The sequence below is a fragment of the Lachnoclostridium sp. An76 genome, from assembly GCF_002161355.1.
Classification (GTDB): domain Bacteria; phylum Bacillota; class Clostridia; order Lachnospirales; family Lachnospiraceae; genus Mediterraneibacter; species Mediterraneibacter caccavium.
Window position 1 is genome coordinate 484,175 of the sequence record NZ_NFHL01000002.1, and the last position, 21,123, is coordinate 505,297.

16 protein-coding genes and 3 pseudogenes are annotated in these 21,123 nt (G+C 43.0%); 10 read left to right on the plus strand and 9 right to left on the minus strand.

All coding sequences use genetic code 11. From position 1 onward, the window contains the following. Window positions 1–12 precede the first annotated feature (12 nt). The 4 genes and pseudogenes from B5G27_RS06340 to B5G27_RS16865 all read right to left on the minus strand — a co-directional run. On the minus strand, window positions 13–819 hold the full coding sequence (locus B5G27_RS06340; RefSeq protein ID WP_087178067.1) for a hypothetical protein: 807 nt from the start codon (window positions 817–819) through the stop codon (window positions 13–15). Then, window positions 816–1,556: a tyrosine-protein phosphatase gene (locus B5G27_RS06345; RefSeq protein ID WP_087178068.1), complete on the minus strand. Its 741-nt coding sequence runs from the start codon at window positions 1,554–1,556 to the stop codon at window positions 816–818. The genes B5G27_RS06340 and B5G27_RS06345 overlap by 4 nt, the downstream gene beginning before the upstream one ends. Window positions 1,557–2,232: 676 nt before the next feature. Next, window positions 2,233–2,493, minus strand: coding sequence for a hypothetical protein (locus B5G27_RS06350; protein WP_087178069.1), 261 nt, complete (start codon window positions 2,491–2,493; stop codon window positions 2,233–2,235). A gap of 127 nt (window positions 2,494–2,620) precedes the next feature. Next, window positions 2,621–2,797, minus strand: a pseudogene (locus B5G27_RS16865) (site-specific integrase); the annotation flags it as partial. A 135-nt stretch (window positions 2,798–2,932) separates the two neighbouring features. Between B5G27_RS16865 and B5G27_RS06360 the strand changes: the two are divergent. Continuing rightward, window positions 2,933–3,520 carry a Mu transposase C-terminal domain-containing protein gene (locus B5G27_RS06360; RefSeq protein WP_242958249.1) on the plus strand — a complete coding sequence of 196 codons (588 nt, stop codon included), beginning with the start codon at window positions 2,933–2,935 and terminating at the stop codon, window positions 3,518–3,520. Beyond that, window positions 3,507–4,331 carry an ExeA family protein gene (locus B5G27_RS06365; RefSeq protein WP_330399000.1) on the plus strand — a complete coding sequence of 275 codons (825 nt, stop codon included), beginning with the start codon at window positions 3,507–3,509 and terminating at the stop codon, window positions 4,329–4,331. The genes B5G27_RS06360 and B5G27_RS06365 overlap by 14 nt, the downstream gene beginning before the upstream one ends. Window positions 4,332–4,518: 187 nt before the next feature. Here B5G27_RS06365 and B5G27_RS06370 read toward each other — a convergent pair whose 3' ends face one another. From B5G27_RS06370 to B5G27_RS06385, 4 genes are all read right to left on the minus strand, one after another. Further along, window positions 4,519–6,459: a hypothetical protein gene (locus B5G27_RS06370; protein WP_087178071.1), complete on the minus strand. Its 1,941-nt coding sequence runs from the start codon at window positions 6,457–6,459 to the stop codon at window positions 4,519–4,521. Window positions 6,460–7,052: 593 nt separating this feature from the next. Beyond that, window positions 7,053–10,151 (minus strand): radical SAM protein, encoded by a 3,099-nt coding sequence (locus tag B5G27_RS06375; RefSeq protein WP_162611204.1) that lies wholly within the window; start codon window positions 10,149–10,151, stop codon window positions 7,053–7,055. A 670-nt stretch (window positions 10,152–10,821) separates the two neighbouring features. Further along, a complete protein-coding gene (locus B5G27_RS06380; RefSeq protein WP_087178073.1) occupies window positions 10,822–11,286 on the minus strand; it encodes a hypothetical protein in 465 nt (154 codons plus the stop codon). Between the two features lie 163 nt (window positions 11,287–11,449). Further along, window positions 11,450–11,773: a helix-turn-helix domain-containing protein gene (locus B5G27_RS06385; protein ID WP_087150776.1), complete on the minus strand. Its 324-nt coding sequence runs from the start codon at window positions 11,771–11,773 to the stop codon at window positions 11,450–11,452. A 429-nt stretch (window positions 11,774–12,202) separates the two neighbouring features. Here B5G27_RS06385 and B5G27_RS06390 point away from each other — a divergent pair, with 429 nt between their 5' ends. The 8 genes and pseudogenes from B5G27_RS06390 to B5G27_RS16400 all read left to right on the plus strand — a co-directional run. Continuing rightward, window positions 12,203–12,565: a fimbrial protein gene (locus B5G27_RS06390; protein WP_206414018.1), complete on the plus strand. Its 363-nt coding sequence runs from the start codon at window positions 12,203–12,205 to the stop codon at window positions 12,563–12,565. 18 nt (window positions 12,566–12,583) lie between these two features. Then, window positions 12,584–13,294, plus strand: a complete 711-nt coding sequence (locus B5G27_RS06395) for a hypothetical protein (protein WP_087150775.1) — start codon at window positions 12,584–12,586, stop codon at window positions 13,292–13,294. A 134-nt stretch (window positions 13,295–13,428) separates the two neighbouring features. Next, complete coding sequence (locus tag B5G27_RS06400) at window positions 13,429–14,721, plus strand: IS110 family transposase (RefSeq protein ID WP_087178074.1); 1,293 nt, start codon at window positions 13,429–13,431, stop codon at window positions 14,719–14,721. Window positions 14,722–15,279: 558 nt separating this feature from the next. Then, a complete protein-coding gene (locus B5G27_RS06405) occupies window positions 15,280–16,215 on the plus strand; it encodes a hypothetical protein (RefSeq protein ID WP_087178075.1) in 936 nt (311 codons plus the stop codon). A 2-nt stretch (window positions 16,216–16,217) separates the two neighbouring features. After that, window positions 16,218–16,463 (plus strand): hypothetical protein, encoded by a 246-nt coding sequence (locus B5G27_RS16390; RefSeq protein ID WP_242958250.1) that lies wholly within the window; start codon window positions 16,218–16,220, stop codon window positions 16,461–16,463. Then, window positions 16,448–17,992 carry a lysozyme family protein gene (locus B5G27_RS17040; RefSeq protein ID WP_330399001.1) on the plus strand — a complete coding sequence of 515 codons (1,545 nt, stop codon included), beginning with the start codon at window positions 16,448–16,450 and terminating at the stop codon, window positions 17,990–17,992. The genes B5G27_RS16390 and B5G27_RS17040 overlap by 16 nt, the downstream gene beginning before the upstream one ends. A 15-nt stretch (window positions 17,993–18,007) precedes the next feature. After that, window positions 18,008–18,577 (plus strand): DUF5038 domain-containing protein, encoded by a 570-nt coding sequence (locus B5G27_RS06415; protein ID WP_087178076.1) that lies wholly within the window; start codon window positions 18,008–18,010, stop codon window positions 18,575–18,577. Further along, window positions 18,574–19,764 (plus strand): annotated as a pseudogene (locus tag B5G27_RS16400) (PrgI family protein); the annotation flags it as partial. The gene B5G27_RS06415 and the pseudogene B5G27_RS16400, both read left to right, overlap by 4 nt. Here the strand turns inward: B5G27_RS16400 and B5G27_RS06430 are convergent. Then, window positions 19,744–20,964 (minus strand): annotated as a pseudogene (locus B5G27_RS06430) (HAD-IC family P-type ATPase); the annotation flags it as partial. The pseudogenes B5G27_RS16400 and B5G27_RS06430 sit on opposite strands and share 21 nt — an antisense overlap. Between the last annotated feature and the right edge of the window lie 159 nt (window positions 20,965–21,123).

Here is a 21,123-nt window from a genome sequence, read left to right on the forward strand (position 1 = left end):
GCGGTTTTCTCCCTATTGTATCACAACGATCCCTTTGGCGCGTCCGCTGCTCCCGGTATCGCTGGCGAGATAATAATATACTTCGTAGGTTCCCGGCTTGCTGAAATCTACACCGGACTGGATCTCCACCTCATCCAGCAGCTCCATGCGGGACTGCTTGCTTATGATGATATCGCGGATATTGGATCTGAGATCATATGTCTCCCCGGCCGGAAGATAGAGCAGATAGTTCCCGAGTACGATGTCGGCCAGATAGACGCTGCGGTCATAATCGCAGCTCACGCTGAGGTACGCCTCTGTCCCCGTACTGTCAGTAACGGAGAAGTCCAGCCGTACAGAATCTTCCTGCAATGTCCCGATCTTTACGTTCAACCTGTTGGAGATGTCCCCGTCCACACAGCTTGTGGCGCTGCCCAGGCGGTTCAATTCCACATCCGACAGGTTGTCCACCACCAGGGAACCTGTCAGCCCGATCACCGGCGGGGTATAATCTGTATAGCTCAGCGTCCGCTCCGCCTGAGCGGGCGTATTCTCGCTGTCGAATACTACGTAGCGCACCGTCCGCCTCCCCTGGTCGTCAAAGACCGATATGGAGTCGATCAGGACCTGGTCCGTCAGGTCGCCGTCCTCCGGGTCTGAGGCTGTGACGCCTTCGAGCAATGCACCGGCGTCATCCTGCACACTGAGTTCAATATGGCCGGTATCAAATGATATCGACGGCGCTCCGTTGTAGTCTTTCTTTGTATATAGAAATAAAAATATGAAATAGGCTATCAATATAACCGCCGCTGCCGCGGCGCACAGGATCTTTCTCTTCATGCTCCCAGTGTCCCCTGAATATCCCGGTCTTCAATGATTCTGCGCGGATTTTCTGCAAAGAGCCTTTCCGCCCGGCGTCTGCCGAATGTATCGCGCACATAGGCGTATACGCCTCCCAGCCTGCTGTCCCGTCTCACCGGGTGGTGGGCATCGCTCGCGATGAAGTCTGCCTCATCCCGTTCCAGCAGCCGCACCGCAGACATAAGCGCCGCTTTGCCGTGCCGTCCCGCCAGGCTCCCCTTATTGATCTGGAAGAGCGCTCCCTCCCGTCTGGCCTGAGCCGCGAGATGCGTATGCTTCCGGATGCACCCGTAGCGCTCAGGATGTGCGATAACGGGAAGATATCCGCATTCCCTGGCCGTGCTGATCCCTTCCATAAGATCGCGGGGCTCCGCGTCAAAGAAGTATTCCATCAGCAGATACCGGCTGCCGCACAGCGTAAAGTAATCCTCTGCATGGTACAGCATCTCCCGGCGCCCTTCATAGAGCACTTCCATCCCCGGATGGATCGGAATACGGATTTCTCTCTCCCACGCAGCTTTCCGAAGCATTTCCAGCCTTCGGTCCAGTTCATCTCTGTCAAAATTAAAAAAGCCATAAGCCGGCGCACAGTGGGGAGTCACGATAATCTCGTCAGTTCCATCCGCAGCGGCCTCCTTCAGCAGCTGCAGTGAGGTTTCAAGATCCGGGGCGCCATCGTCGGCTCCCGGCAGGATATGTGTATGTATGTCGATCATAATTTCGTCCCTCCTGCTGTTCCCTGCGGCAGAATATGCCGCTCTGAGGGCTCCGAAAAATTGTATCATATATTAACAGGCACTACTATACCAATAAACGACATTTTTCCCCTCTTCTGCCTATTATCTTACTTCTTGATAAATCGCCAGAAATTCACATATTTTCACCCCCCCCCCGAAAAAAATCTGAAAAAACAAAATCTACCAAAATGCGACTTATTTTATGCCAAAAACTTCTTCTGTACAGCTGGATTGCGGATCCGTATGCCGTCATTATCACATTTTTACATCTCAGGGCATAAAAAATCCGGGATCTTCTGTTTTCCAGAAGCCCGGAAATTAAAAGTTATTCCCACTCATTTACAATATTCTCCCACGCCCTGTTTCCAGTGTTAATAGAGAATGGTCACACAAGCGCCACAATAATTCAAAAAGCGATTTTATTAAACTTTTTCTAAAAAACTTTACGCTTTCTTCTATAAGCGATTCCTGGCGCGATGCATCCTCCTGCGCCGACAGCGCCAAGGATGATATATGGCATAACTGCCGTATTGTCACCTGTATTCGTTCCCGGAAGCTGAGCTTCGTAAGTAGGAATTTCCGCCATAACCTCGTTTGAACTTAAATTGTAGTTTCTTTCCTGCTCGTTTCCGTCTCTGTCCTTATACGTGTCAGCTCATGAAATGTCAGCCTGGTTAATGATACGTCTTACTTCATGGTCGTTTTCCGTAGAAGTTTCGCTGCGGTTCGCGAAGGTCACATTAAGTACGATTTCTCCGCTTGTAAAATACTCCAGCGTATTTGCATAAACTACTTTTACGCCTACAACCTGACCGTCAAAATCTACCGTATGGTCGGTTGAAATATCTTCAAAGTTCTTTAATTCAGTCCATGTACCCGCCTCTTTTTCTTCAGGGCTCTTCTGAACGTAGATCACCGCTCCGGCCTTTTCATTGGCGTCTCCATTTACGGAAGCATTTACGGTTACAGAATTGATCGTATAGTCTCCGTCTTTCGCGTAAATCTCAAACTGCGCTCCTGAAAGATTCTGCGTTCCGCCTTCGTTTCGTTATTACCAAAATGCTTTTCTCAAAATCAAAATCTATTGGAGTCAACGCCAACAATTCGCCCAAACGCAGACCGCACCAATAAAGTATTTCAAATGCGATAAATGATGCAGGCCGATCTTTAATTACGGCAGAAAACTGCCGATATTCCTCTTTCGTCCAAATGAGAATTTCGCCCGCCCAGTTTTTATAGCGGGCAGAAGCAAACTATGTTCCGTTTTTGTCTTTGTAAGCTTCCATAATAGTCTCCTGAATATAATAATTGATTTCCATCACCAGAAGATTGAAAAGTTCCAGCAGGTAGTGGATATGTTTAACCGGGAGGCAAAACTAAAAAACATCAAAACCCTGGAAGAGCTGAACCGGCTGTGGGCCGTGTTCCTTGATGCGTACTATCACCAAAAACCCCATGAAGGGATCAGCGAATACTACGAAAGCCTTGGTGCGGCAGTCCCGGAATCAGGGATCACTCCCCTTCAGGAATGGAACCGTGACAGCCGTCCCCTGACCTATCTGGATGTCTCTGTTGTATCCGAAGCATTTCTGCACCATGAGACACGTAAAGTGGACAAGGGCGCCTGTATCAGTGTCAGGGGCAGAAAGTATGAAACGAAACCGGCTCTGATCGGATATAAGGTTGAGATCTCCTATGATCCTGCAGCTCCCGAAACCATTACGGTAAGTTATCCGGGATACGAGCCGTTTACCGCACAGCCGGTCAGGATTGGCGAGTTCTGTGATAAGAACCCAACACTTCCTGCTGCGATGCAGGAACAGACTCCGACAACCTCGCGCTTCCTTGATGCGCTGGAAAAGAAACATTCGGAATCGACCCGCCAGATGGCCGATGCAATCTCCTTTGCTTCCTATCGGAAGGAGGTGGATGATCATGTATGAATCCTTCTTTGGAATGGAGCATACACCCTTTGTCCGTGATATCCCAGCTGAGAAACTCTATGAGTCTGATGCATTCCGGGAAACGCTCGGCAGGCTCTGCTATGTAGCAGACCGGCAGATGTTTGCGGTCGTAACAGCAGATCCCGGCTGTGGAAAATCCACGCTGATCCGCAGGTTTTATTCGGAACTTCCGAGGGAAGAATATATCATCCTGTATCTTTCCGATTCCAAGCTGACTCCGCGGTGGTTTTATAAGGGGATGCTGGACCAGCTGGGGCTGGAAGCACGGTTCTACCGCGGCGATTCCAAACGTCAGCTCCAACAGCAGATCGAGATCATCCATGGTGTCCAGCATAAAAAAGTGGTATGCGTTTTGGATGAGGCACACCTGCTGGAGAAAGAAACACTGGAAGAATTCCGTTTCCTTCTAAACTACAGGTTCAATTCTGTAAGTCCCATGGCTGTCGTGCTCGTAGGGCAGACAGAACTGTGGGACAACAAGCTGAAACTTCAACGGTACGCGGCGATCCGCCAGCGGATCGATATGTACTGTACACTCCCGCATCTGGACCGGGCAGAGACAGAACAGTATGTCAAAAGCCATATGGATTATGCGGAATGCAGCCAGGAGATCTTTACAACCAAAGCAATGGACGAGATCCATAAAGCTTCGGCCGGGATTCCGAGAATGGTCAACCGGGTGTGCGAAAAATCGCTTATGTATGCGTTCCAACAGCAAAAACGGCTGATCGATGATTACATGATCAAGTATGTAGTGGAACACGAAATGCTTGGAACCGTAACCGGATAGGGAAGGTGCCGTCCGGATTCCGGACGGCCCATACATCAACCATCACGGTGACAGTAAACTTAGCAGTTTAAAGACAACTCATGAGAGCAGTCTGGTGACAGCTCATGAAATCAGCAACAGGATTATTACGAGGATTATCCGGCAAAATCTATAACTAACAATCTAGGGGGCAACTTTGCCCCCTTTCCTATTTTGATTCATTATTATTATCAAAAAATGTACAAAACTCATCATTTATTTTTATCATATACTCGATGAGTAAAAGCAATATGTAAAAATAGTATTGATAATGTACTCCTTCATCATTACTGTCTGATTGTGTACCATGCATATATTTATTTCGGATATCAAGCCCATTATTATATTTTGATTTATTGAGTAAATAGTCTATCCAATTCTGCTCTGGAAGTGAAAAAAGTGTGCTTTCCATCTTAATTATTCTTTTATCATAAAGTAAGTCAAATAATCTCCTAAACTCTGGGGAATAATAATAGGAATTTATCACTTCATTTTTATGCAAATCCAACATAATAGAAAACAGATACCAATCTTTTATTTTCACATATCCATCTTTGTCATACAGAATCCAACCATTTTTCGCGAGCCATTCTAAATCATCTAAAGACGCCTCGCTAAAATCTTCCTTTTTAACATTTTCATGTGTTATTAACTCGGAAAAACTTTTATAGTTTTTATTTATCCGGGAAACCCCGTGTAACAAACATTGATCTGAAAAAAGCAAATACTGTATATGTTCAAATTCTGAACCTGTACCATAAATATATTTATTTTTAAGTAGACTGGGGATTTGTGATACCCCCACTGTACCTGATGTCATTTGCAATAATTCATGATCTATCTCACCATCTTCAACATATAATTTAAATTGCTTTAACACGGACTCCATTTCTGGTAACATATGCCTACATTTTTCTAAATATGAACTACTTGCCGATGGCAATTTAATCGTAAATCCAGAGATACCAAATTCATCTCTAAGATACTCGTTAAAGAACCACTGTATGACATCTTCTAATAATACACCTTGCCTTGCTAACTCCTGATAATACCCTTTTACCTGAAGTAACGCCAATGCCATTTTCATATAAAATGTACTTCCAGCTAAATAATCATTTTGAGATCTAATAATTATTTTTTCCATTAAGATTGGTATCTCAGATTTCTTACTTACGAGCGGTATCCGCATCTCACGATCGGCAAACCCGAACAAATAAATAAAATTATTTAGTAATGTGGGATAATCTTTATTATTGGCAATCCACTTGCGATCATATATATAATACTGGCATTGGCTCTCCTGTTCCTCCTCTAATGGGATTGTACAGTCACGAAAAGATACACAAATCTCATGATCTATTTTTACTCCCTTGTTTTCTCTCTCCATGTCAGTAATAAGTTCTTTTCGTTTTCTTGCAGCATTCAGTTTCACCTTATCACTAATTGGCAGTTGAGCATTACTGCGTACACCATATATAATTTCCAAATAATTGATATGAGCTAAAGGTGAATTAATATAATTCATAAATATCTCATTAATATCATCCTCTGAGAGCTCTGGTAAGCAGATAGAGTGTTTCGTATTTAAAGGATGAATTTCATATTTATCTAATAGTATTTTCGCTGCGTCGGGAGTGTTTAAAAACCATTCTCTTAAAACTTCAGTATAAAATTTTACTATCTGGGAATGCTCCAATATCTGTGTTATCGACACTCCAGACTTATATATAACTTTTTTGAATGTGCCACTGCTTACTTTTTTATATATTTTATATCTTTCAAATAGTGTCCAAAAATCTTCTTTATACTCCCATTCTATTTCATCATATAAGTTTTGAAGATTCTCATCAATGATATGATTCATATATCTGCCAAGGTACTTTTCTAATATTTTTTCATATTGTAACGAAAGCTGACTTAATACCTCTTGTTTCTGATATATCTTTTTATCAGATTTCATCCAACAAAGTATATTATATATTTCAAGGACATCATTAATAGAAAAATCGTTTACATTATCTTGTGTAACCTTTTGACTAATATTTTCTATCTTCTGTATAAATATATCTGTATCATTCCAATGCAAATAACCATATTTTATTCTTGTCATCTTAACCCCTTTATCTACACCGTTTTTACAAAAATTATAGCACTCAACATTTCACTGTGCCACCTTATTTTATCTTTGCAAAATGTAGCTGGCATCCGCTTAGAAAGCTCAGTTTTTCAATATTTCCCTATGAATAAGTTGGCAGAATAAGGTATCGTCTTAGACCCCGATCTTATTGCTAACAGAAGCCGGCCATGGTATATTTGTCTGGTATAATCTGGGAGAAAAAAACGGATGCGATTTCTGTCAGCCCTCTAAGATACAAAGGAGGGTGATGCCAATGAACGCTATGGAAGTAATGACATTAGTGCTTGTAATCTTTGCGGCTTTATCTTACATAGATCATCATAACGACAAAAAGAAATAGCATCCCATAACCGCCTAAAGTTCGAGATGCTATCGCTTTTTTGATAGATATAACTGAGGGCATCAGATCTTGCATCTGATTACCTTTCTACCCAGATTATACACTGAGGGCTTGAATTTTTCAAGTCCTCTGTTTCTCCGGTCTGGATGCCGATTACGTAAAATACATGATAAAAGAACTATATATTTTTGAACTTCCATTTATTCCACTTTCTATTTAACATTTTTTAAAATGAAAACTTCATCAAATCAAGTTCTCTTCGTATTTTATCAACATTTTCAGAGAATTTTTCTAATCCACCCCCGAATACCTCTCCATTAAAACAACGCGCACAGGAATAATCTTCATATACACGCATACCGAAAATTCCCTCTGCACAGGGATACATTTCGCAATTATATATGCAGTCCGAAGAATATATTCTTTTAGGAATCATAATCTCTATTCCCATTGCTTTCATGCACAGATAATCTTTTTGCAGATAAAAGTCATCATCATTAACTCCGTAAAGCTGCTTTAACCGATTCTTAATCTCAACTATAGATACATGCTGAAACTCATTTGGCAGTTTTCCTACCGGAAACAAATCCAAAAACTTTATATTTATTTTCAGCCTTGCAGCGTATGCTACAAGATGCTCTATATCTTCGATATTGTATTTTGTGATAACGGAATTTAATTTTACCTGAAATTTATTGCTGACAAGATACTCTATCCCTGCTTTTACATCTTCTAGGCACTCTCCCCCTCCAGTGATAACCTTATATTTCTCGCTGTTACATGTATTTAATGTAACATTAAATGACAAACTGCTACCTTTGATTTTATCCAATTCCGACTTTAGTCTGGTAATTTGAGTTCCATTTGTTGTAAATCCAATGTCTTCAAAATCTTTCTGGAATTTATTGCATATCTCAATGATATTTGGATAAAGCAAAGGTTCTCCACCGCTTATTTTTATTTTTGAAAACCCGTTTTTCCTAGCTTGCTCAAGAAATTCTTCTAATTTAAACTCCGGATTAGATTTAATAGAAGAACCGATAAGCGAATCAATACGTCCTTCGTGATGGCAGTAAAGGCAATTCAAATTACATTTTTCAGATATAATAATGCGTAGGTATTTTTTTACATTTTCCTTAGTTGAGTTTTCCTCCGGCTTATTTTCCTGTTCTATCCTCATAGAACCAAAATATGCTTTAACTATTTCGGCAAGCACACCTTTTTCTTTACATGCTTTTAAAACTTTAAATCTCTCTTTTGAATTATTGAAGCTCAACATTCCACGTAAAATATCATCTTTTTTTAGTCCTTCAATTTCCGGTAACTGCCTAACCGCCTCTTCATAATTCAACACGTCACCCCCAAGCTTGTTAAACGATGTATACCATAGAACAAAATGAATTATAATGTCATCAATCGGAATCACGCCAGATTGTAATCTGTTCTTTTCTTGTTCATATACTGCATCGAAATGTCTGCTATTGTGTTTTATTATCAATTGCATCAGCACAATAATTATTTTATCGTAATAAAGGCTTATTTTCTGATGTTCAGACAACTCTTTTGAGTCCAGCTCCAATAATTTGTTATATAGATTATCGTAGTCAATATTCGGTCTAACGCCGATAAGGTAATATGCACAGTTCCATGCATACATAAAATGATTCAAATCTGTCATAAGGCTATGTATTACTTTTGCAACAATACTAATCCTGAATTCATAAGCCATATTAATACCGAATAATTTCCTTTCAGTATTTGAACTCTTCAATGACTCAATAACTATTCTTTTTACGATAGCCTCTATATATCCGTCTTCATCTTCTCGAGAACGGTGCTTCTTCAATACATCTATCGCTTTCCACCGTACCTCAAGTATAGTTGACTCTAAATACTTAACTAGCTCGTCATAGATTGCTCCAGCTTTTTCCCCTTCACCGTCCGCCAGTTCTTGATTCAACCGCTCAATCTGTTCGATTTCTTCGTTCCACTGAGCTTCATATTTTCTATAGTTACCTGTTTCCACTCCCATTGTAATAAGCTCACACGGATACTCATTTGGGATAAAGGAATGAAATTCCCCTTTAGGCATCAGTATAACCGCTCCTGCAGAAGCTTCAATGTATTGTTTACCTATATAACCATATATATTTCCTTTTACAACATATGTCACTTCATCCATATCCTTATGCATATGAGGTACAACCATATCCATCCCTGCCGATTTAGAAAGATAAAGATTAAAAATGCCCCCATTATATGGAATCCGAACAGCTCCATCGCTTATAGATGTGTCAGTAACCGGGAATACAATCTGACCTTTAGTATCATCCACATCAGTTTCTTTCTCCTTTTGATACAACTCACTCTGATTTCTCTCATTTTTTGCTCCGGAATCTTTATTGGTATTTTTGTTCCATTCTCCATCACTGAAACTATATATGTCTACTATATCGATATGTTCATTTTGATTTTTCTTTATCTGATACAAAGTAACCGTAGGGATATTGTAACCATCTTTAAATAATCCTGCACTTGCTAATTGCGTGATACCTTCTATCTCTCTATCTTCTTTTTTATGTATATGGCCACAGAAGTAATACTTAGCCGGTAAATTTTTCAAAAATTCTAATGTCTTCTCTCGGGAATATTTTTCAAACATCTGCAATGGATGATGGCCAATTACGATTGTTGGATTCCTACTATCAAGATTCGAAACATCAGGGAAATCATGTACACACATCCACATTTTCCCCTGATCATTTACCTCAACTATTCCATCGTTCTTAATAATATTACCTTTCTCATCCAAAACCGGTTGTCCAGCAAAAGTACTAGTATTTAAAACAACAATATTTATCCCCGACACTTTATCATATATATAAGATTTTGTTGTGATCGAATTATCTTGCCCTGCAACACCTTTACAAAATTTTTCAAATTTTTCAAAATCAGGCCGTAATTTAGACGCATAATTCTCTTGCTGTTTTATTTTTTCATCTAAAGATTTTTGCTCCCAATCCTTCAACAGAGTAAACCTTGCATCATCACGCACATAATCGTGATTTCCTATACAAAATATAATATGTGGGCAGAATTTCTTTATTTCACTAATTAATTTTTCAGCCTGTTGAACCATATCTCTATCCTGATATTTCCCTTGATGTATCACATCACCGGTAATTAGGACAAAATCAATCGATCCAATAATCCTCAATAATCCCTTCAGTCTGTCACGTAAAGTCGGATCAAGCCACAAACTATCAGGGTTTCCAATATGCAAATCTGATATATGTAGCCATCTTATCTCATTGTATTCTTTCAACACTCGTACTCCTTCTTAAGGTAAATTAGCCCTTGTTCTTCAAGCGAACAAAAACAGTCTGCTCCTTTAAATATAAAAAAGGTCCTTTAATCACCAATACTTAAGAACCCTTCACCACGTATATATTATAACATATTAGTATTCATTTGGACGGATTATTTTACATCTCTAACAAAGTTTCGTTTTTATATTACCATATCGAAAACTAAGCCAATCACAATCCATACATACTGATGTATTCATTAATCGCCTGAGCAATCTACATTAGGAGACATTCCTTTCTAGTATAAGTGCATAATTCTTTTCTAATAGTCAGGGATTAGTCTTCCGTTACGTTTAAGATTGCAATAACAATCCACACTATTATCAGTATAGAACGCTATTCTTTCGGGGATTATCTTATCCTATTAAAAGGTTATTTACTGATAATAGAATCGTAATTCCTTACTGTAGCTCCCTCTTACTTTTGTTCCGGCGCATACACCACTTCAATTTCCACCCCGTCCTCCGTCTGATCCAACCGCACATAATAATCCCGAATATAATAAGTGACATATTGTTCCTGCAGGGAGTACAATTCCTGTGTCTGAAAATCAATCATACACAAGCCTATCGGACATTCCGCATCTCCATATCCATCTATTACATCAAGCAGTTTATCCAAACACGTCTAGCAGAGATATCCTCGCACCTTATCTGCATCAAAGTAATTTTCCTCACCGTATTCTATCCGTACCTCTGAGATCCTTCGAGCATGGTTTAGATCCACATGAAAAATACAGCCGTCTTCTCCAGTCGCTGTAATCCTTGAGGAGTTCTGACCACTTATAGTTTCGTCAGCATCTTTTCCAACGCCCATATCCAGAACATACCAATTATTCAAAGAAATAATTCCCAGATCATCTTTCCCCCGATACATTCCCATCAGGCTCCGGCTGTTGCTGCCACACAGACAGCATTCTTCTTTATTGTCCAAAGCACTCTTTACCGCTTCCTGCGGGACTTGGCATTGTTCACTTTCCTGAGAATCCACCTGTAGCATCGAAGCACGTATTGCCGGAAGTCCCAAACCAATTGCAAGACCGGAAAGGAACATCAGACCGCCAATAATTATTGTAATCCGATATCGTTTCATCCACTCACCTTATCATTCTTTTAGCTGTATAAACTAATTCTATTAGAGTTACTATAACAAAATCCAGATACAAATTCATCATATAGTGCGTATTTCATTGCTTTTTTCTTCATATTCTGCCAATTCTTTCCAATAGAAAAACCTGTGGTTTCCCACAGGCTCTTTACTCTTTCTCCGCTTCCTCGATCATCACGTCCAGAATACGATATATTTTATTTTGTTCTTTCAACGGCAGTTTCCTGATCCGCTCCTCACGTTCAATATACTGCTCATATTGTTTTACGTTCAGGACATCCGCCAGCAGATCATCTGCAGATGCGCCGATTGCATTAGCAATCTTGATAAATGTTGCAAGTTTCGGATCTTTCACATTACATTCGATGGCGCTAAGATAGGTACTGCTGATTCCGACTTTTTCTGCCAGACGCTCCTGCGTCAGCCCTGCGGCGACTCTCCCCGCCTTTATTCTTGTTCCTATCCCTTTCATCGCACCACCTCCGTTTTCTCTATCTATTAGTTAAAATCGTGTACCTCTAGTATATGTATTTCCTTCTCGTCAAAACAGTATCTATTCGTTATATAGCCTCAATCTATTTGATTGACTTTCTTCTGTCACAGAAATGTCCTTAAATGGCACATTCATGCGATTGTAACGGTAAATCCCATATGCTAAGATTGGTATTGTCAAAATTATATGCAGACGGAATACAGCACACGGGACGCGCCTCTGTTCCCGGACAGTGTGGTATTTCAGGAGGTGAGAGCAAACTACAACTTCATATTGATTCGGAAAGCAGTCTGATTGGCCAGGCTGCTTTCTTTTATGCTTGCGGCATAGACCGCAAAGGAGGCTGGAAACTATAAGCACCACCGGAGTCTCCTCTGAGATTCCGGTGCAACTAAAGGAGGTACTTACGTGATTAACCCAAACCAGAAACACCGCAGGATCAACCGTGGCGCCGTCCTCTATGCAGCCTTTCTTCTTACAACGCTACTGATCGGGAACGTACAGCCGGTCCTCGCCGCAAACATGTGGGATAAAGCGAAAGAGATCATGCAGGATGTCTATAACCAGATTGTTCTGATCTCCACGATTGCCGCTGTCGTTACAGCTTCTGTGGCTCTACTTCTGATGAATTTTTCCAAATCCGGAAAGACTGTGGATGAGTCCAGAGCATGGCTGAAACGAATCATTATTACCTGGGCCATCTTAAACGGCTTAGGTTTTATCATGGCCTACATCACCCCCTTCTTCGCTGGCGGACAGTGGAACGGTTAAAAGAAAGGGGGCGTTCTTTTGGGCATTTTAGACGGGATCGTGGAATGGATCGCAGAGCAGGTAATGAATGCGCTGGATCTGATTACTACATCCGTACTTGGTGCGCTGGGCTGCTCTATGGACACCTTCCTTCGTTATTTTCCAGCGGCGGAAGATATGTATGAGATCTTTGTTGCCCTTGCACTGGGCCTGGTCCTCTTAAACTGGATCTGGCAACTGTTCAAAAACTATTTCGCAGGTATCGGGGTGGAAGCGGAAGATCCGATCAAACTGTCTATTATGACGTTTATATTTATTTTCCTGATTTTCTATGCCAACGATATTGTAAATCTGCTTCTCGATCTTGCAGGTACTCCGTATAGCTGGATTCTTTCCGAAGATCTTCCACCGCTTGAGTTCGGCAGTTTTAACTCCGTTATCACAGTCATCTTAGGAGTCTGTGCAAACGGAGCTGTGGCTATTATCGCGCTGATTCTGGTTCTGATCCTTGCATGGAACTATATCAAATTGCTGTTTGAAGCTGCAGAGCGGTACATTCTTCTCGGAGTGCTCGTTTATACTGCGCCTGTCGCCTTTGCGACCGGTGCTTCAAAGGCAACATCCAATATTTTCAAAAGCTGGTGCCGGATGCTCGGCGGCCAGTTTTTTTTATTGCTGATGAACGCCTGGTGCCTGCGGCTGTTTACAACAATGGTCGGAACCTTTCTCGCCAACCCACTTTCTCTATAAAGGAGCTTCCTGTATAATTCAAATATAGGGAATCCCATGAAAGGTGGTTGAGAAAAAAAGATACCTCAGAGTAAAATAAGATTTGCTGACTTTGAGCGGTTAGTAAAATCTTATAAAACAGAGAGGTATCTGAAATGAAGTATAACACACAAAACGCAAAAATTGCATCTATTACGGAAGAAACTTTAGTCCTTGGGATTGATGTCGGAAGTGAAACTCATTACGTAAGGGCATTCGACTGGCGTAATTATGAATTTTCTGATACACCGTTGGCGTTCAGTAATGATGAAGCCGGATTCCTGACATTCATGGCATGGGTTGAGGATATCAAGGAGAAAGCCGGTAAAACTGCTGTAATCCCCGGAATGGAACCAACAGGACATTACTGGTTCAATCTTGGGAAGTTCCTGCAGGACAGCGGAATGAGACCGGTTCATGTGAATCCGCACCATGTAAAAAAATCGAAGGAGATGGACGACAATAATCCCGACAAGAATGACCGTAAAGATCCAAAGACTATCGCTGCATTGGTAAATGAAGGACGCTTTTCCTATCCCTATATTCCAACAGGGGTTTACGCAGAAATCCGAAGCCTTTCCAATCTGCGCTTTCAGACACAGGAAGAGATTACAAGGATCCGGAACCGGATCGCACGATGGATCAGCATCTATTTTCCTGAATATAAAGACGTTTATGGGAAACTGGATGCAGTAAGCGGGATGATGGTGCTTAAGGAGGCTCCGCTTCCGGTGCAGATAAAAGAACTGGGAGCAGAAGGAATCAATCAGATCTGGCGGAACGCAAAGCTGAGGGGCGCCGGGATGAAGAGGGCAAAGACCCTGTTATCGGCAGCGGAGCACAGCGTTGGGAGCCAGGAAGCACCAGAAGCGGCAAGTATGGAGATCCGGAACCTGTTGGAGGACTATGAGAAGTACAGCAGCCGCATGGATGACCTGATGGCTAAAATAGAAGCAAAGATCAAAGAAGTCCCCTATGTAGATAAACTTCTTGAGATCAAAGGGATCGGACTGAAAACGGTATGCGGATTTATCGCAGAGGTCGGCGATCTGAGCAGGTTTGATGATCCAAAGCAGCTGCAGAAACTGGCAGGATATGCGATCGTAAAGAACAGCTCCGGGAAGCATGCGGGGGAAAGCCATATCAGTTACCGTGGACGGAAGAGACTGAGATATGTGCTGTATGAAGCAGCGATATCTGTAATAGGGAAAAATGGCGAATTCAGGGAGATCCATCGGTATTATCAAACAAGAGAGAAAAACCCCCTGAAGAAGATGCAGTCGGTGATAGCGGTAGCATGTAAAGTTCTTCGAGTCTTCTATGCCATACTGACAAAAGGTGTAGATTACGATGGAGAAAAGATGCTGGGAGATATCAGGAGACCCGCGGTGAGTGTCCAGGCTGCATAAGAAGATAAGCTGACCGAAGGAAGACTGACGTGGTTGAAGTGAGCAGTCAGATATAAAGAGAACTGTCTGCTGACCTCAGCCACGCCGGGAAGAAAACGGATGACTGAAAGAACTGTTGAGAAGCAGAAGAAAAGGCAGAACGTGGGAGGGAAACGTCCGCTGGGAACAGCGCTGTCACGGGAAGCAAGTCAGTAAATGTTATGATTACAAAGAAGGAGCTAGTAGTCGGCAGGAATATTTTCCATAGGGCAAGACCCAGGCAAGGAGCTAAGCTGACACCCTGGTTATGGGCAGGCGGAACGAAGGAAGTGAGGACCAGTACAGAAATGTACAGAGATCCTGGTAGACACGGGAGGTGCGCCGCCATAGATGGATGGGTATATACAAGGCCATGTAAAACGGAAAAATAGAGACGTTTTATTTCGTATACCTATAACCATCTATTTTCGTACCAGATACAGAAAAATGCTCATGATCGAGGCTCATTCATCTGAGATAGAAACTTAGAAATCCCTTGATTTTAAGGGAAAAAACACTTGACTAAATAGGGAGGAATTCATGAATCATAAGAAAACTCTTATTCTCCTGATCCTTACAGTCTGCATCCTGTTCTGTTTCTCCAGTACCGCTTTTGCAGCAGAGCTGACAGAAGCAGAAGTTGAACAGGCTGTGGCGGATCAGGGTAAAGAAACCGTAACCGGAAATATATTTATCTGGTTTCTATGCGCCATTGCTTTCCTGAAGGTTTCACAGAAGATTGACAGCTTTATGGCTTCCCTAGGAATTAATGTCGGCAACACCGGCGGGAATATGATGGCAGAACTTTTAATTGCCGGCCGCGGTCTTTCAGGCGCACTCCGTGGTCATGGTGGCGGCGGAGGATACCGCAAAGTATCGTCGCCCGGAAGCGCCGCAGTTGGCGGAAGTTTTCTCTCCGGCGGACTCGCCGGTGCAGTCGGACGGCAGATGGAACGCAGTGCTGTCAATGCAGCGACCGGTTATTCCGAAGGCGGCAGCATCGGAAATTCCATGTATCAGTCTTCTCTGCAGAAAGGCGGAGATTTCGCCAACCGGGTTATCGGTGATATTGCCAAAGGCAGCTACGGACAGGTCGGCTCCATTACCGGTGATGATGCTGCGAAAGCCTACGCTTCCTATATGGGATTACGCTCTGGCGATGCAGAAAACACATCAACCTCCGAACCGCTCCCGCAGTACTCCAATATGGAAATTGGCGGTGGCCGCATTACCGGTACAGAAACTTTAGATGGAGAATCCCGGGATTTTGCCATGTATCTATCGGATCAGTATATGGCTCCCACAAACGGCGACTATGAAACCGTTCAATCTGTAGACGGAGCCACCTGGTATAAACAATACGCACAGGACACAGTAGAAAAGAAACCTTATCAGGATGACAACGGAGCCGTTGCCTACCAGGAATCCATTGTCCAGAAAGTCCCGCCTGCTCCTGCGCGTAAGGATCGCATCTAAATATGGCAGAACAACAGAGTGGATTGGATGAAGCAGTTCAGGTAGGCACATCCGCTGTTTCCCATATCCGGTCGCTTCGAACCTTCTCCCTGTTTGCCAAGAGTGCAAAAGGTGCTGCTGTCGCAGGCCCCCTGGGAGCTGCCCTCGGTCTTGCAATCGCGAACCAGCATACCATCCTGAAGATCCTGGCAGCGCTCCTTGCAATCCCGATTCTGGCAGTTTTTTTATTCTTATGCTTCCCGGTCTGATCTTCGGTTCCTTAACAGATGATACCGGCGCACTCAATGATAACGACCTGATCCAGAAGAACCTGCAGAGCGCAAACCAGGCAATCGTCAAGGTGCTGGAAGAGTGCCATGATGAAATTCTGGCTGAGGTTAATGCAGCCATTGAAGCTCTTCCAGAAGGGGATACTGCTGTAATCACAGATCCCTATGCCAATATGATTGCTGTCAATGCCAATCAGTTGATTGCCCAGTTCTGTGCAAGTCAGGAGGATTACAAAAATATCAACACAAACCAACTAAAGGCGCTAATCCGGGAAAACAAAGAGGGGCTTTTTTCTTATACTGTTTCTTCTGAGGAGGCAACTGTAGAAGCAGAAGAAGGTTCCGAGCCAGTAACTTTTATCCGGCATACCTATTACATTCAATATGCCGGGGATACTTATTTTTCAGACCATGTGTTTCATCTGGATGATGAACAGAAAGAGCTTGCTTCTGACTATGCGGAAAACCTGACCACATTTTTCGGAGGAAGCGCCTCTGGTGTGGCCGTTGCCAACGTCTCTGCAGAAGTCGAGGCTTACCGAAGCACTGTACAGCGGATTGCGGCTCAATATGGCATGAGCGATTACGTGGAACTTGTTCTGGCCGTGATGATGCAGGAATCCGGCGGACAGGGAAGTGATCCCATGCAGGCATCTGAGAGCGGTTATAACACACGCTACCCAAGAACGCCCGGAGGGATTACAGATCCGGAATATTCTATCGAATGCGGGATACAGGCACTCAGATCCGTCCTCACAAAAGCAGGATGTACCGGACCAACCGACCTGGACCGGATTAAATTGGCCCTTCAGGGTTATAATTTCGGTTCCGCCTACATTGACTGGGCAATGGAACGCGATGGCGGATATACCAAAGAGAACGCTGCCGCCTATTCTGAAATGATGTGTTCCCGCCCAGGCTGGAACTATTCTGTATACGGTGATAAGGACTACGTGGATCACGTTCTGAGATATTATGTGATCACGTCAACCGGTGGGAATTATCCGGCAAACGGAATGCAGATCCCACTTTATATCCAGACCGAATATTCCAATATCCCTTACGGTTCCGGTTCTATTGCCGACTGTGGATGCGGGCCTACGGCTTTCGCCATGATTGCAAGCTATCTGACCGACTCGACGATTACTCCTGCAGATGCCGTCGCATGGTGTGGAAACGCTTACTATTCATTTGGATATGGAACAAAGTGGTCCTATTTTCAGGCCGCCTCCGATCACTTCGGATGCGGAACTGTTACAACAACTACGGATGCGAATACCGTACTGCAGGCTCTTTCCCAGGGCTGTCCGGTAATCTCTTCCCAGATGCCGGGATTGTTTACTTCCGGCGGACACTTCATCGTGCTGCAGGGAGTTACTGCAAACGGGAAAGTCCTGGTCAATGATCCGAATGACAGTGACCAAAAAAACTATGTAAACCGGGAGTTCGATATGATGACGGAGATTCACGCAACCTCCCGTCAGTATTGGATTTTCCCTGCGAAATAAAGGAGTTTTTATACAATGAGCAAACTTAGGGTAATTCTTGCCATTTTGCTGTTGATCATTCTGGTGGTCATCGGAATCGTACTTCCCAGCCTCTGGAGATCAAGCAAAAACACTTCAGAAAAACAAACAGATCTGGCAAGCTCTAACAGGGATGACTTAACGCCCAATGAAGAGAGTTCAGATTTAGAATATACCGGATTTGAAAAGCTGTCCTCTTTTTTCCCCGACAGCGTAACTGCAGATTTAAAGGCCCTATTTCCTGTTTATCTGAAGAATTCAGGACGGGACGAAATCAAATCCGTTACTTTCCTTCCGGATGAAACCACATATCCGGATAACAATACAACCAGACTTTTCTTCCAGCTCTCTGACAGCACCCGGCTGCCGGTTCAATATATCGGTGATCTGGGTGTTCTTTTATTCGGAGACGAAGAGGCTGAGTTTTCGACAGAACAGCGGAGTTACGAAAAACAGACGGATGACTCGCTGCCTACGGTTACAACCGATCAAGTGGAAACCAGGCAGGAAGGCGGCTATGACGATATCACCTCAACGCAGTCTGCAGGATCGGAGGTGAGCCAATGAGCGAACAGGAAAACCAGAAACCCACTCTCATCCCGCCGAATTTTATTGAAAAAGGTAAGATCTTAGGTGGCATGTTTGACATTCGCAACGCGATTGAAGGCGGCGTTATTGCAGCTTTAATCACTTATCCGGTTCTGCAGCTTCCATTCTCGGTAACTGTACGGATCATCATTCTCTGTATGACTGCGCTTCCTCTTTTTATGATCTCACTGATCGGTATCGGAGGAATGAGCATCACTGCTTTTCTTGGCAGCGCTCTTCTTTTTATAAAGGATCGGCGGATCATTTATCGGTCGGACAAGATTCCGGATGCTCCCGCTCCAAAGCAGAGAGTGAAATCCCGCAGTAAGGAGCCGAAGTCGAAGAAAACAAAAAAGAAACGTCGTTCTGCACGTGATGGCAATGACAATCAGACCGAGAAAGCTGCTAAGGAGAAAGAGACACTCGTTAAAAAAAAAGAGCGTCGTCAGTTTGATACATCAACCAAGCATGGAATCCGCAGACAGGCCCGGGAGGATATCCGAATTTTAAAATATGAAAAAAGACAGGAAAAACATCAGAAAATTCAGGCTCAGAAAGCAGCCCGGTCCGCGCAGAAACAGGCAGCCCGCAAGGAGCGACAGGATGCGCGGGATGCGAAAAAAGCGGATAAGCAGGCGAAACGGAATGCGCGATATGCTGAACAGAAAACGGCCTCTGTCCAGAAACAGAAGTCCGCCGATAAAAAACGGAAGGATCAGACACTTGAGGATTATCTTCCTATCGAAAAGATCATGAACGGTATCGTTTATACGACAGATCACCGTTATATAAAAATTCTGGAGATTGATCCGATTAACTTTCTTCTTAGAAGCGCTCGGGAACAACAGGGAATTATTTACAGCTTTATCTCATATCTGAAGATCAGCCCTGTGAAGCTGCAGATCAAGATGATCTCTAAAAAGGCAGATATCAACAAACATCTGGAGCAGGCTGCACTGGAACTGGATCGTGAAACCGATCCTCACTGTCGGGAACTGCAGAAAGATTACATTCAGTTTGTAAAAAAATTGAGTTCAAGGGAGGCCGTCTCGCGACGGTTTTTTCTTATTTTTGAGTATGAACCTTTTAATACAAATCGAAAAGAAGAGGAAAAAGACATCATTGCTCAGTTAGAAACAGCAGCACAGACGGCCCAAATGCTGCTCATGTCCAGGCATCGTCTGACAGGCAAGAATCGCATTATCAATGGGATTGCATACACCTGAATGATAGGCACTGTTTAAAAAAGCAAGATCTAATACCTTATCACTTTCGTTTCCCAACACATCCATATAATATTCCAAAAGGATACTTTCATTGGTCAGTGTTCCCGTCTTATCCATACAGAGTACATCCATGCTGCCAAATCCCTGCATGGCATTAATATCTTTAATGATCGTCTGTTTTCGGCTCATGTTCAGACTACCCCTTGCAAGGCAGGCTGTAATCACCATTGGCAGCATCTCCGGCATCAATCCAACGGCAACAGACAGTGCAAATGCAAAGGACTCCAACCATTTACCGCCTGTAATCTTCAAAAGAATAAATACAATTGGAATCAACACCGCAATAAAACGAAGCATAACCCAGGCAATAGAATTCGCTCCTTTTTGAAAAGACTGTTTTTCATCGGAATCTTCTTTCGCAAAACTGCCATAAAGAGTGTCTTTTCCCACTGCCAGCACAATACCCTCACCTTTTCCACTGATGACGGTTGTTGCCATAAACGCAAGATTCTCCAGCTGTGTCAATGATTCCGAATTACTGTAACTAAACGCCTGAACATTTTTTTCCAGAATTGCACTTTCCCCTGTAATAGCTGCCTGTGAGAGAAAAAGATCACTGACCTTTGTCAGCCTGAGGTCTGCCGGAACACGGTCACCTGCTGAAAGAAGAACAATGTCTCCAACTACCAGTTCCTCTGCCGGTATTTCTTTGACCTCTCCATCCCGCCTTACCGTGATACTTTCGTGTATCAGCCGGTTTAACTGTTTCGATGCGTTCTTTGCACGAATTTCCTGGATCAGACGGATTGCGCCACTGATCAGGATCATAGAAAAAATAATAATGGCAGTAGTTGCATTTCTTGTAAAATCAGATGCAAGAACCACATCCGTAGCCAATGAAATCATTCCCAGAACAAAAAGAATGATATTAAATGGATTGATAAATGCCCGCCTCAGTCGTCGTAGCATGGTATCATTTTTTCGCTGCGAAAAACTATTTGCACCATATCTTTCCCGCATCACATCAACCTGTGCTTGTGACAGACCATCCTGTGATACATCTAGTTCCTGATATATTTGTGATACTTCTCGATAGGCATATTTTTTAATACGGCAATCGATCAGGGTCGTTTTGGGCATGTAATCTTGCCTCCTTTCGCAAAACAGATATTATTATTTTAACATCATCTGAAAAAAACTCCATGCTTAGATTCTTGCTTTTTTCTTGCGATCGCATTTTGTGTATGAAGGCTATACTCCCAAGCCCCTGTGAAATCAACAACGCCGGTACTGGATTAT

Bases quoted from the DNA above. Each gene is read 5' to 3' on its own strand.
- B5G27_RS06340 (WP_087178067.1), bottom strand. From the start codon at position 819: ATGAAGAGAAAGATCCTGTGCGCCGCGGCAGCGGCGGTTATATTGATA.
- B5G27_RS06400 (WP_087178074.1), top strand. From the start codon at position 13,429: ATGAAGTATAACACACAAAACGCAAAAATTGCATCTATTACGGAAGAA.
- B5G27_RS06405 (WP_087178075.1), top strand. From the start codon at position 15,280: ATGAATCATAAGAAAACTCTTATTCTCCTGATCCTTACAGTCTGCATC.
- B5G27_RS06415 (WP_087178076.1), top strand. From the start codon at position 18,008: ATGAGCAAACTTAGGGTAATTCTTGCCATTTTGCTGTTGATCATTCTG.
- B5G27_RS06345 (WP_087178068.1), bottom strand. From the start codon at position 1,556: ATGATCGACATACATACACATATCCTGCCGGGAGCCGACGATGGCGCC.
- B5G27_RS16390 (WP_242958250.1), top strand. From the start codon at position 16,218: ATGGCAGAACAACAGAGTGGATTGGATGAAGCAGTTCAGGTAGGCACA.
- B5G27_RS06360 (WP_242958249.1), top strand. From the start codon at position 2,933: ATGTTTAACCGGGAGGCAAAACTAAAAAACATCAAAACCCTGGAAGAG.
- B5G27_RS06380 (WP_087178073.1), bottom strand. From the start codon at position 11,286: ATGAAACGATATCGGATTACAATAATTATTGGCGGTCTGATGTTCCTT.
- B5G27_RS06370 (WP_087178071.1), bottom strand. From the start codon at position 6,459: ATGACAAGAATAAAATATGGTTATTTGCATTGGAATGATACAGATATA.
- B5G27_RS17040 (WP_330399001.1), top strand. From the start codon at position 16,448: ATGCTTCCCGGTCTGATCTTCGGTTCCTTAACAGATGATACCGGCGCA.
- B5G27_RS06365 (WP_330399000.1), top strand. From the start codon at position 3,507: ATGATCATGTATGAATCCTTCTTTGGAATGGAGCATACACCCTTTGTC.
- B5G27_RS06385 (WP_087150776.1), bottom strand. From the start codon at position 11,773: ATGAAAGGGATAGGAACAAGAATAAAGGCGGGGAGAGTCGCCGCAGGG.